Annotated in this window: 10 protein-coding genes; 4 read left to right on the top strand and 6 right to left on the bottom strand. The window is 62.0% G+C overall.

Features of this window, described 5'->3' with window-relative positions:
• Positions 1–84 precede the first annotated feature (84 nt).
• The gene (locus HU724_RS22305; protein ID WP_186567604.1) at positions 85–966 is read right to left on the bottom strand and encodes a LysR substrate-binding domain-containing protein; all 882 of its coding nucleotides are present in this window, start codon (positions 964–966) and stop codon (positions 85–87) included.
• Between the two features lie 218 nt (positions 967–1,184).
• On the opposite strand from HU724_RS22305, the gene HU724_RS22300 reads away from it, so the two are divergent.
• Together HU724_RS22300 and HU724_RS22295 are read left to right on the top strand one after the other, a co-directional pair.
• Entirely contained in the window at positions 1,185–2,822 is a 1,638-nt protein-coding gene (locus tag HU724_RS22300) for a 5-guanidino-2-oxopentanoate decarboxylase (RefSeq protein ID WP_186567733.1), read from the top strand.
• A complete protein-coding gene (locus tag HU724_RS22295) occupies positions 2,819–4,270 on the top strand; it encodes an aldehyde dehydrogenase family protein (protein WP_186567606.1) in 1,452 nt (483 codons plus the stop codon). Before HU724_RS22300 ends, HU724_RS22295 begins: the two co-directional genes overlap by 4 nt.
• Before the next feature lie 247 nt (positions 4,271–4,517).
• On the opposite strand, the gene HU724_RS22290 is transcribed toward HU724_RS22295, so the two are convergent.
• Complete coding sequence (locus HU724_RS22290; protein WP_186567608.1) at positions 4,518–5,447, bottom strand: AraC family transcriptional regulator; 930 nt, start codon at positions 5,445–5,447, stop codon at positions 4,518–4,520.
• Positions 5,448–5,816: 369 nt separating this feature from the next.
• Here HU724_RS22290 and HU724_RS22285 point away from each other — a divergent pair, with 369 nt between their 5' ends.
• Positions 5,817–6,170, top strand: coding sequence for a putative quinol monooxygenase (locus HU724_RS22285; RefSeq protein ID WP_186567610.1), 354 nt, complete (start codon positions 5,817–5,819; stop codon positions 6,168–6,170).
• Positions 6,171–6,213: 43 nt separating this feature from the next.
• Entirely contained in the window at positions 6,214–6,456 is a 243-nt protein-coding gene (locus HU724_RS22280; RefSeq protein ID WP_016773447.1) for a hypothetical protein, read from the top strand.
• Here the strand turns inward: HU724_RS22280 and HU724_RS22275 are convergent, their stop codons facing one another.
• The 4 genes from HU724_RS22275 to HU724_RS22260 form a co-directional block, all read right to left on the bottom strand.
• Positions 6,457–7,086 carry a flavin reductase family protein gene (locus HU724_RS22275; protein WP_071173402.1) on the bottom strand — a complete coding sequence of 210 codons (630 nt, stop codon included), beginning with the start codon at positions 7,084–7,086 and terminating at the stop codon, positions 6,457–6,459.
• A gap of 135 nt (positions 7,087–7,221) precedes the next feature.
• On the bottom strand, positions 7,222–8,541 hold the full coding sequence (locus tag HU724_RS22270; RefSeq protein WP_076563978.1) for an MFS transporter: 1,320 nt from the start codon (positions 8,539–8,541) through the stop codon (positions 7,222–7,224).
• 379 nt (positions 8,542–8,920) lie between these two features.
• Positions 8,921–10,249 carry a sigma-54-dependent transcriptional regulator gene (locus HU724_RS22265; protein ID WP_186567612.1) on the bottom strand — a complete coding sequence of 443 codons (1,329 nt, stop codon included), beginning with the start codon at positions 10,247–10,249 and terminating at the stop codon, positions 8,921–8,923.
• On the bottom strand, positions 10,249–12,009 hold the full coding sequence (locus HU724_RS22260; protein ID WP_186567614.1) for a sensor histidine kinase: 1,761 nt from the start codon (positions 12,007–12,009) through the stop codon (positions 10,249–10,251). Before HU724_RS22260 ends, HU724_RS22265 begins: the two co-directional genes overlap by 1 nt.
• Between the last annotated feature and the right edge of the window lie 3 nt (positions 12,010–12,012).

The following is a 12,012-nucleotide window of genomic DNA, read 5'->3' as shown; positions in this document are numbered from 1 at the left end:
GGCTGTGTCAGGTCGATGAATTTCTTGAGTATCCCCAATCAGTTCCCTCTCCCTGGGGAGAGGGCTAGGGTGAGGGGAGAGGCTTCAGCGCAAATGAGCCTGCTCAACCAGCCAGAGCATCAGCTCCTCAAGTTGCGGCGAGGGTTCGGCTGCGGCAGGCACCACCACGTAATACGCCAACCCCGTCTTCACCTTCAACGCAAACGGCATCACCAGCCGTCCTGCGTTCAGATCATCGCCAATCAGCGACCAGTCTCCGATCGCCACACCCGTGCCATGGGAAGCCATCGACATCGCCTGATCCAGCGTTTCGAAATGCTGCCCGCTGCCAAGGTTGCTCAGTCGCAATCCCGCTGCATCGAGCCATACCGACCAGTCCTGAATGTCGTGGGTCGGGTGCAATAACAGATGCTCTTGCAAATCCTGCGGTGAATTCAGCGCAGGCGAGCCTTTGAGCAATTGCGGCGAGCAGACCGGTGTCAGTTGCTCGTCGAACAGATGCAGCGCGCCTGGCGAATGGTCCGGCGGCGGGCCGTAGATCACCGCGGCGTCGAATTGCTCGCGCTGAAAGTCCACCCCGTGTTGCAGCGAGGCCGTCAATTTGACCGGCACGTCCGGGCGTTCCTTCTGCCATTGCAGCAGACGCGGCAGCAGCCAGCGCATCACGCAGCTTGGGGCCTTGAGTTGCAAGGTTTGCCGCGTCTGACCGATCTGCTCGGTCGCTTCACTGATCAGCCCGAAGACCTTCTCTATTTGTGGCAGCCATTCGCGGCCTTCCGCCGTCAGCGCCAGACCTCGGGCCAGACGAATAAACAGCGGATAACCGAGCTGTTCTTCGAGCCCGGCGATCTGCCGGCTCACCGCGCCCTGAGTGATGTGCAGCTGCTCGGCGGCGCGAGTGAAGTTGCAGCATTGCGCGGTGATCCAGAACGTATGCAGAGCGGGCAGGGGTGGCAGGCGTTTCATGGCGATCCGAGGTATGACGTGGGGACATGGCTAGTATGACTTTTAATCGATTGTTGCTGCCAGTTGCGCGCCGTTCCAATGGGCACTCCACGGACCCTGTGGGAGCGAGTCTGCTCGCGAATACGGTTCAAGGTTCGACACGGATGTTGGCTGGACCGCTTATTCGCGAGCAGGCTCGCTCCCACAGGGAGAGTTCAGTGAATGAAAGGGCAATCAACATGGCAACGTGCGGCGAAGTACTGGTCAAGCTGTTGGAGAATTACGCGGTCGAGCAGGTGTTCGGCATTCCCGGTGTGCATACCGTTGAGCTGTACCGAGGCCTCGCGCGTTCAAGCATCAACCACGTCACGCCTCGTCACGAACAGGGCGCCGGGTTCATGGCTGACGGCTACGCGCGCACCAGCGGCAAACCCGGTGTGTGTTTCATCATCACCGGCCCGGGCATGACCAATATCACCACGGCCATGGGCCAGGCTTACGCCGATTCGATTCCGATGCTGGTGATTTCCAGCGTGCAGTCGCGCAGTCAGTTGGGCGGTGGGCGCGGCAAGTTGCATGAACTGCCGAACCAGAGCGCACTGGTCGGCGGCGTCGCAGCGTTCTCGCACACGCTGATGTCCGCTGCCGAACTGCCGGTGGTGCTGGCGCGTGCGTTTGCCTTGTTTCAGGCCGGGCGACCGCGTCCGGTGCACATCGAAATTCCGTTGGACGTGCTGGTGGAAGAGGCCGATGAGTTGCTCGCCAGCCTGCCGGTGAATATCGATCGCGCCGGCGCCGCACCGGCTGCCGTGGCCCGCATGAGCGAACTGCTCGCCACCGCGCAACGGCCACTGATTCTCGCCGGCGGCGGTGCCATCGACGCGGCGTCGGAGCTGACCCGACTCGCCGAATTGCTCGACGCTCCAGTGGCGCTGACCATCAACGCCAAAGGCATGCTGCCGACCAGTCATCCGTTGTTGATCGGTTCGACGCAGAGCCTGGTTGCCACCCGCGCACTGGTCGCTGAAGCCGACGTGGTGCTGGCGATCGGCACCGAGCTGGCCGAGACCGATTACGACGTGACCTTCGCCGGCGGCTTCGAGATTCCCGGCAAGCTGTTGCGCATCGACATCGATGCCGATCAGACCGTGCGCAACTACCCGCCGCACGTCGCACTGGTCGCTGATTCGCGCAATGCCGCGCAAGCATTGCTCAGCGCCTTGTCGCACCAACCGCTGGCCGAGCGCCGCAATGATTGGGGCCAGGTCCGCGCCGCGCGTCTGCGTAACGAATTGGCCGCGAGCTGGGATGCGCCAACGCTGGCGCAGACGCGTTTGCTCGAAACCGTGCTGCACGAATTGCCCGAAGCGGTGTTCGTCGGCGATTCCACGCAACCGGTGTACACCGGCAACCTCACCTTCAATCCCGAGCGTCCGCGTCGCTGGTTCAACGCATCCACCGGTTACGGCACCCTCGGCTATGCGTTGCCGGCGGCGATTGGCGCGTGGCTCGGCGGCCAACTCGATAACGGCGCGCGCCCGCCAGTGGTGTGCCTGATCGGTGACGGCGGCTTGCAGTTCACCCTGCCGGAACTGGCCAGCGCCGTTGAAGCACGGGTGCCGGTGATCGTGCTGCTGTGGAATAACCAGGGTTACGAGGAAATCAAAAAGTACATGGTCAACCGCGCCATCGAACCGGTCGGCGTGGACATCTACACCCCGGATTTCGTCGCCGTGGCCAAGGGCCTCGGTTGCGCCGCGCAAGCCATCAGCAGCATCGACGAATTGCGCGCAGCGCTGCGCGAGGCGACGGACCGGCAAGGCCCGACGCTGATTGAAATCGACCAGAACCAGTGGATGCAGGCGGTGGCCCAATGATCAGTTTTCCAACCACACTCGACGGGCTCTACATCAACGGTCGATGGTCGGCGGGGGGCGAACATCTGCGGGTGATCAATCCCGCTACCGAAGCGCTGCTGACCACCGTCAATGGCGGTGACGAACACGCCGTCGACCAGGCGATCAGCGCGGCGACCGAAGCGTTCGAACACTGGTCGAAAACCACCGGCGCCGAACGCGCTGCGATCCTGCGCAACATTGCCAACGGCGTGCGCAACGGTCGCGATCACTTGATGAACCTGCAGTCGAGCAACAATGGCAAACCGCAGTTCGAAGCGGCCATCGATGTCGATGACGTGATCGCCACTTTCGACTATTACGCCGAACTCGCCGAAGGCCTCGACGCCGGTCAGGACAGCAACGTGCCGCTGCCCAGCAATGACTTCAGCGCACGCCTGCGGCGTGAACCCTGCGGCGTGGTCGGGCTGATCGTGCCGTGGAATTTCCCCATGGTCACCACCGCGTGGAAACTGGCGCCAGCGCTCGCCGCCGGTTGCTGCGTGGTGCTGAAACCTTCTGAAGTGACGCCGCTGCCGGAGCTGGAACTGGCCGCGATCATCGCTGAATCCGGGCTGCCCGACGGCGTATTCAATCTGGTCTGCGGCACCGGGCTGGCGGTAGGCGCGCCGTTGTCGGCCGATCCACGCATCGCCAAGATCTCTTTCACGGGCAGCAATGCGGTTGGCGTGCAGGTGATGCAACGCGCTGCCGAAACGGTGAAGGGTGTGAGCCTGGAGCTGGGTGGCAAATCGTCGTTGCTGGTGCTGGCGGATGCCGATTTGGATCTGGCGGTGGAACTGGCGTGTGGTGGGGCGTTCTTCAACGCCGGGCAAATGTGCTCGGCCACCAGTCGGGTGCTGGTTGCCGAGGCATTGATGGATGAATTTCTTCAGCGCCTGCAAAAACGTGCGGAGGCGATCCGAGTCGCTGATCCGTTTGATGCGGATGTGGAGATGGGCGCGCTGGTCAATCAGGCGCAGTACCAGCGGGTGCTTGGGCATATTGATCGCGGTTTGAGCGCCGGGGCGAGGTTGGTGTGCGGCGGTAATCGTCCGGTGCATTTGCCGCGCGGGTATTTTCTGCAACCGACGGTGTTCACCGACGTGCCGCTGGACAGCGCGTTATGGCGTGAAGAGATTTTCGGCCCGGTGGTGTGTGTGCGCGGTTTCGCCAGTGAGAGCGAGGCGATTGCGCTGGCCAACGACACGCAGTTCGGCCTGGTCGCGAGTGTGGTGACGCGCGATGCTGCAACGGCGGATCGCGTGGCCAATGCCTTGCAGACGGGGCTGGTGTGGATCAATGCACCGCAGGTGATCTTCCCGCAGGCGGCTTGGGGCGGCTACAAGCAGAGCAGTGTCGGTCGAGAGTTGGGGCCCTGGGGGTTGGCGGCGTTTTTGGAGATCAAGCACGTCGTGCGAGCGGTGTAGAAGCCTGCCCTCACCCCAGCCCTCTCCCTGGGGGAGAGGGAGCTGACCGAGGTGTCTTGCTTTCTTCGTTGACCTGAAAAACCGAGTCGATTATGGATTTGAAGGTCATCAACCCAACGCTGGGTTGGCCTGGCTTGGCTGATTCCGGATTCAGCACCGATATCGCAAGTCGATGAACCTCTCCAATATCCCCCAATCGGTTCCCTCTCCCTCTGGGAGAGGGCTAGGGTGAGGGGCTTCTATGGAGTTACACCGACAGCCGCAACCGCGCCAGATCTCGCAACGGCGGCGCACCAAACAGGCGGCTGTACTCACGACTGAACTGCGACGGACTTTCATAGCCCACCCGATACCCCGCCGCCGAGGCTTCCAGCCCTTCGGTCAACATCAGCCGCCGCGCCTCTTGCAGGCGCAGTTGCTTCTGGTACTGCAACGGACTCATCGCGGTCATCGCCTTGAAACGGTGATGCAACGTCGACACGCTGAGGTTCACTTCCCGGGCCAGATCATCGATGCGCAGCGGCTGCTCGAAGTTGCCGTTGAGCCATTTGATGGCCTGGCTGATGCGATGGCTCTGGCTGTTGGCAATCGCAATCTCATACAAACGATGACCCTGCGGACTACGCAGCAGGCGATAGAGAATCTCCCGGCGAATCAGCGGCGCGAGCATGGCGATGTCTTTCGGCGCGTCGAGCAGCCGCGCCAGACGCAACACCGCGTCGAGCATGGCACTGTCGATTTTTTCCACGTACAGACCACGTCCGGTCGGCCGGGTCGGTACGCCCATCGGGCCGGCGTCGGCGATCAGCGCGGTGATTTCGGTCGGGTCGATGTCAAGGCGCACGGCGAGGATCGGTTCTTCTGGCGAGACATTGACCACCCGGCCGCTGAGCGGCATCGAAACCGACACCACCAGATAATTCAGCGGGTCGTAGTTGAAGAACTCGTCGGCCAGGCGGACCTCTTTGCGCCCCTGCGCCATGATGCACAGCGCCGGCTGCGCGAGTACCGGGGCAAAGTCATGGGACTGGGTGTGGCGCGACATCACCAGCGAACCGATCGCGGTCTGGTAGCTGCCATCGTCGCTGGTGTTGCGGCGGATGATCGCCGCCAGCTCCGCGCGCTGCTTTTCCATGTCGGTGCTGGGTTCGGCTTGAAAACGATCGAATGACGTCATGCACGGCATCCTCGGCAAGTGAGGGGGGAATTCAGCAGAGCATATGTTTGTGCAAGCAGCAGCGGTAGACACATTCTGCCAAATGCTTGCCTGATTCTGCATCGCGATATCCATCAGCATCGACGCGATGCCTGTGTGTAGGAGCTGCCGAAGGCTGCGATCTTTTGATTTTTGTTTTTCAGATCAAAAGATCGCAGCCTTCGGCAGCTCCTACAGGGCAGCGGCGCCGGCCGGGGTTTTGGCAAGTCTCGCAGGATTGTGCAACGCGAAGGCAGGAATCGACTAACGGCGCGGCGGCCCCGGCCCTTAATCTTTGCTTCAGTCGCAGCCCGTCCCCCGGCTGCCACGCGATTTCATGGAGGGTTGATCATGTCCAATCAAATGCCTGTCAGTCATATGGCCTTCGTTCGTGCCCAGGCCGGGCGTTCGGCGGAACTCGGCGTGCGCCTGAGCGCGTTGATCGAGGTCTCGCGCGCGGCGCCCGGCTGCCTGAGTTTTTCCCTGCAACAATCGCAGTGCGACGCCGACCTGTGGCTGGTCAGCGGCTACTGGAGCAGCCAACAGATGATGACGACGTATTTCAACAGTCCGTCGATGGAAGTCTTCGCCGAGTTGGTCCAGGACCTGGTGGTCAACAGCCTCGACTTCCACACCTTCAGGGACGTATCCGCCGCGCAGGCCCTCGGTCAATGCGCTGCGCCGATACACAAACTCGCCGGTTGAGGGTTTAATGTCCGGCTTATTTGATTGAGCCAGGATCCGCGACATGGCACGTAAAGAGTTTGAACGCTTCGAAGCAGTCTCCGCAGTCGTCCCCGTCGAGCTGGGCGGCAACAAGGGTTATTACGCGGCCATCGCGGTCAAGGCCCTGGTCGATGGCGGCGCACCACGCTTTCACAAATTGCTCGATGAGCAGGTGTTTCCCGGCGCCATCGCTGCCGATGATGCGGCCATCAACGAACTGGACAAGCTCAAGGGCGTCACTGACGACGCCGAGCTGATCTGGTAATTACTTCTGTGCGCCCGGGCGCCACATCTTGAACAGAGCCTCAGGCCCCAGCTGGAAATAATCCGCCGGCCCGCCGCCGCGCAAAATCGGTTGTGCGGCGGCGGTGTCGTAGATGCCGTCCTTCAGCAGCCATTTGGCGATGTGCACCGCGACTACTTCACCGAGGATCAGCCAACTCGGCACCGTTTCGCCATCGGCGCGTTGCAGCTGGATGATCTGCGTAACCTTGCACTCGAAGGACACCGGGCTTTCGGCGACCCGTGGCACCGAAATCACCTTTGACGCCACGGTCGTCAGCCCTGCCAGTTCAAACTCGTTGACCTCAGGCGCGACCATCGCGCAGCTCTGGTTCATCTGCTCGGCCAACGGGCGCGTGGCGAGGTTCCAGACGAACTCTCCGGTCTGCTCGATGTTGTTCAGACTGTCTTTGCGCCCGACGCTGGAAAAACCAATGATCGGCGGCACGTAGTTGAACGCGTTGAAGAAACTGTACGGCGCGAGATTGAGCCGGCCTTCGGCATCCTGCGAGGAAATCCAGCCGATGGGCCGCGGGCCGACGATGGCGTTGAACGGATCGTGAGGCAGGCCGTGGCCGTTGGCGGGTTCGTAGAAGTGGATGTCATCGGGCATGGGTAACGGATTCCTGAGCTGCATTCGGATGCAGCCATAGTGCAAGGACCCGGCGCATATTTCCAGCCAGACGCGAGACCCCGTAGGGTTCGTGGCAGGACACAGATTTTGTGGCCTGCCAGCGATGTAGCCCCGTCAGTCAGTCACGATCCGCGAATGCTTCTGGGTGTCTTTCATGGTGATGTACACCAGCAGCGACACGGCAATGCACGCGGTGACGTACCAGTAGTAACCGGTTTCCATGCCGATGCTCTTGAACCACAGCGCGATGTATTCGGCAGTGCCGCCGAAGATCGACACGGTCAGCGCGTACGGCAGGCCGACGCCCAGGGCGCGGATTTCGGTAGGGAACAATTCGGCTTTGACCACCGCGTTGATCGAGGTGTAGCCGCTGACAATGATCAACGCCGCCATGATCAGGAAGAACGCGCCCCACCAGGTCTGGATGGTGTGCAGGGTCATCAGGATCGGCACGGTGAAGATCGTACCGAGCACGCCGAACGCGATCAGGATCGGGCGACGACCGATCTTGTCCGACAGGCCACCGATGATCGGTTGCAGGCACATGAACAGGAACAGCGTGGCGGCGGAAATGGTGGTCGAGTCGGAGATGCTCATGCCGACCGTGTTCACCAGATACTTCTGCATGTAGGTGGTGTAGGTGTAGAACGCCAGGGTGCCGCCCATAGTCAGGCCGACCACGGTCAACAGCTCTTTCGGGTGGCGCATCAAGGTGCGCATCGCGCTTTCCTTGGACTTCTCTTTTTTGGTGAACGACTCGGTTTCTTCCATGCCGCGACGCAGGTACAGCGCCACCACTGCGCAGAGCGCGCCGATGGCGAACGGAATGCGCCAGCCCCATGCATACAGCTGTTCGGTGGTCAGCGTGTTTTGCAGCACGATCAAGACGCCGAGGGCGATGAGCTGGCCGGAGATCAGGGTCACGTACTGAAAACTGGAGAAGAAGCCGCGACGTTCCTTGGTCGCCATCTCGGACAGGTAAGTCGCCGAGGTGCCGTATTCGCCACCGACCGACAGGCCTTGCAGCAGGCGGGCGAACACCAGCAGGATCGGCGCGCCGATGCCGATGGTTTCATAGTTCGGGCTCAGGGCGATCAGCAGCGAGCCGAAGCACATCAGGTACACCGAGGCCATCAGCGCTTTCTTGCGCCCGACCTTGTCGGCGTACATGCCCATCAGCCAGCCACCGATCGGACGCATCAGGAAGCCCACGGCGAAGATCGCAGCGGTGTTCATCAGTTGCGCAGTGGTGGAGCCGGCGGGGAAGAAGGTCTTGGCGAAGTACAGCGAGAAGGCGGCGTACACGTACCAGTCGTACCACTCGACCATGTTGCCGACAGAGCCGCTGAAGATCGATTTGATCCGGCTGGCGGTGGTTCTCGGTTTGGCCGGCACGGCAGCCGACCCAAGGGGCAGGGCGTTGGAGTTATCCATTGAAGGATCCTTCGTTTAATTGTTTTTGTGGAGCGCGTCGGAACGCAGCCTGCCAGGGCTATAGCAGGAGGTGTGCCAAGGGGTGAGGGGCCGGTTTAGAGGGGGTGGCGGGGAGGAGTGAGCGGATTTGTGCCGACTGATTGGGCTGAGGTGAGCGGATTTCCGCTTACCGCGTGAAGATCAAAAGCCCCTCACCCTAGCCCTCTCCCAGAGGGAGAGGGGACTGACCGAGGTGTTCTCGTGGGTTACATCGACCTGCAATATCGAGCCGAATACAGATTCGGGAAAGCACGGAAATCGGCTCCCTTCCCCCTCGCCCCCCTGGGGGAGAGGGCTGGGGTGAGGGGGATGGATTTCAGCTACACCACAAATCTCTGCCTCACTCCGCCAGAAACATCTCCCGACTCAACCCATGCCGCTGCATCTTTTCATTGAACGTGCGGCGCGGCAGTTGCAGTTCTTCGAGCACGGCTTTGACATCACCCTTGTGCCGGGTCAACGCCGCGCGCAGGCATTGCGCTTCGAAGGCTTCCTGCTGCGCCGCCAGCGATTGCCCCGGATCGATTCCGGCGACCGGTTCATCCAGCCCCAACACCTGACGCTCAGCAACGTTGGCCAGTTCGCGAACATTGCCCGGCCAGTCATGGCTGAGCAAGTGACTGAGCTGCGCACCGGTCAACGGCGGAAAGGTCCGGCCCAGACGCTGGGCGGCGTTCTGCGCGAAGGTTTCAAACAGTAATGGAATGTCTTCGCGGCGATCACGCAGCGGCGGCAAGCGCAGTTCGGCGACGTTGAGGCGATACGCCAGGTCCTCACGAAAACGCCCGGCGCGAGCTTCGTCGAGCAGGTCCGGTTTGGTCGCCGCGACGATACGCAAATCAACGCGAATGCTCTGGTTCGAACCCAGCCGTTCGAGCTTTTGTTCCTGCAAGACCCGCAGCAATTTCACCTGCTGGGCCAGCGGCATGCTTTCGATCTCGTCGAGAAACAGCGTGCCGCCATCGGCGTATTCCAGCTTGCCGATGCGCTTGCCCGAGGCGCCGGTAAACGCGCCGCTCTCATGGCCGAACAGTTCGGCCTCGAACAGTTGCTCGGGGATCGCCGCGCAATTGAGCGCTACAAAGGGCTTACCGGCGCGCGGGCCGAAATCATGCAGGCAACGTGCGACCAGCTCCTTGCCGCTGCCGGTTTCGCCCCGGATCAGCACGTTGACCGGCAACGTCGCCAGATCCAGCACTTGCCGACGCAATGTCTGCAAACCGCGGGACACGCCGAGCAGTGTCGCATCGAGCTTTGCGCGGTTGTCAGCCAGTTCGTGCAGGGCACGGTTTTCCAGAACCAGGCGGCGTTTGTCCAGCGCCCGGCGCAGGCTGCCGAGCAGGGTTTCCGGGCTGAACGGTTTTTCCAGAAAGTCGTAGGCGCCATCGCGCATGGCTTCGACCGCCATCGGCACGTCGCCATGGCCGGTGAGCAGAATCACCGGCAGATCGGCGTCGCGCTTTTGCACTTCGGCGAGCAATTGCAAGCCGTCCATGCCGGGCATGCGCACGTCGCTGAGGATCACCCCGGCAAAATGTTCCGGGAGCGCGGCGAGGCATTCTTCGGCACGGCTGAACAACTGCACCTGAAACCCCGACAGGCTCAACCACTGTTCGACGGCGCTGCGAATGCTGCTTTCGTCGTCGACCACCATCACCGAATTGAGCATCAGATGTGTGCCTCCAGATCGATTGGCAGGGTCAGGCTGAACACCGCGCCGTGGTCGCCATTCTCCACGCTCAGGCGCCCGCCGGATTCATGCACGATGGCGAAGGATACCGCCAGCCCCAGACCCAGACCATCGCCCACCGGTTTGGTGGTAAAGAACGGATCGAACACTTGGCCGAGGTGTTCCTCGGCAATGCCGCCGCCGTTGTCGCTGACGCTGAGCCGCCACAATTGCTCATCGGCCTCCAGACGGATTTCCAGACGCTTGCAGGTTTTGCCATGCATAGCGTCCAGCGCATTGCGCAGCAGGTTGATCAGTACTTGTTCCAGACGAATCGCATCACCGCGCACCCACGCCGGTCGCGCCAGATGCAGCACCAGGCTGACCTGCTCGTCACGCAGCCGCGCATCGAGCAGTTGCAGTGATTGATCGATCACCGTTGCCAGATCCAGACGTTCGCGCAAGCCGCTCGGGCTCTTGCGGGCGAAGGTCTTGAGGTGGCCGGTGAGGGCGGCCATGCGCGTGAGCATGTCGTCCACCGGTTTCAGCGCCTTGTAGGCGTCATCGACGCGGCCATGTTCGAGCAGCAGGCGCAGAGTCGCCAATTGCATGCGCTGGGCGGTCAGCGGTTGATTGATTTCGTGGGCCAGTGCGGCGGACATCTGCCCCAGCGCGGCGAGTTTGGCCGATTGCACCAGACCTTCCTGGGCGGTGCGCAAGTCGCGGGTGCGCTCCTCGACCAGACGCTCGAGTTCTTCGCGATTGCGCTGACGGACCTTGGCCAGCCGCCAGCGCTGATTGAGAAACAGCAACAAGAACACCAGCGCCAGCCACACACCGGCGGCGGCCAGCGCGGCGTTGCGCAAATCTTCGAAGGCCACTTGCGGACGGCGCAACAGGTGCAGGGTCCAGCCTTCGGTCGCCAGCGGCAGCGATTCCCATAAATAGTCCGCCGTGCCCTGCGGACCTTCGACCCGGCGCAGATCGCTGTTGTCATCGAAGCGCCGTAGCGGCAAATGGGTCAACGGTACCAGCGATTGCTTGTCGTACTGACGCGTGGTTTTGATCTCGGCCAGATCATCGGCGCTCAACGGCCGCAAGGCGCGATAACGCCAGCCCGGCTGATTGGCGATAAAGATGATCCCGCGTGCATCGCTAACCAGCAGCGTGTCGCTGCCCTGGCTCCATTCGCGTTCCAGCTCCGGGAATTCCAGCTTGACCACCATCGCGCCGAGAAACTCGTCGTTGTCGCCAAGTACGGCGCTGGAAAGGAAATACCCGGGAATGCCGCTGGTCACGCCTACCGCGTAAAAACGCCCGGTGCCTTGGGTGCGGGTCTGGCTGAAGTAAGGGCGGAAGCCGTAATTGTGGCCAACGTAACTGCTGGGCAAGCGCCAGTTGCTGGCGGCCACGGCCAGGCCGGTACGATCGAGCAGTTCAAGGGTCGAGGACTGCGCCGCACCGTTGATCTTTTCCAGCTTCACATTCAATGCCGCTTGCTGCGCAGCATCGACCGGGCCGGCCAGGGCCGAACGCAATTGCGGATCCAGCGCCAGCACGGCGGGCAGGGCGCGATAGCGGTCGATCAGGGTGTGCAAGGAGTTGGCGTACAACCCCAGTTGCTGATTGGCGCGGGCGGCGTCCTCTTCCAGCGCCTGACGTTCCGCGTGGCGCATCGCGAGCGTCGCGGCAATGACCGTGCCGGCGATGATGAGAAGCGCATAAAATGACATGCGCCAGTTGCGAGAAATCGCATGCATGTT

Source organism: Pseudomonas iranensis, assembly GCF_014268585.2.
Classification (GTDB): Bacteria; Pseudomonadota; Gammaproteobacteria; order Pseudomonadales; family Pseudomonadaceae; genus Aquipseudomonas; species Aquipseudomonas iranensis.
This window is presented reverse-complemented; position numbering and strand designations above follow the sequence as displayed.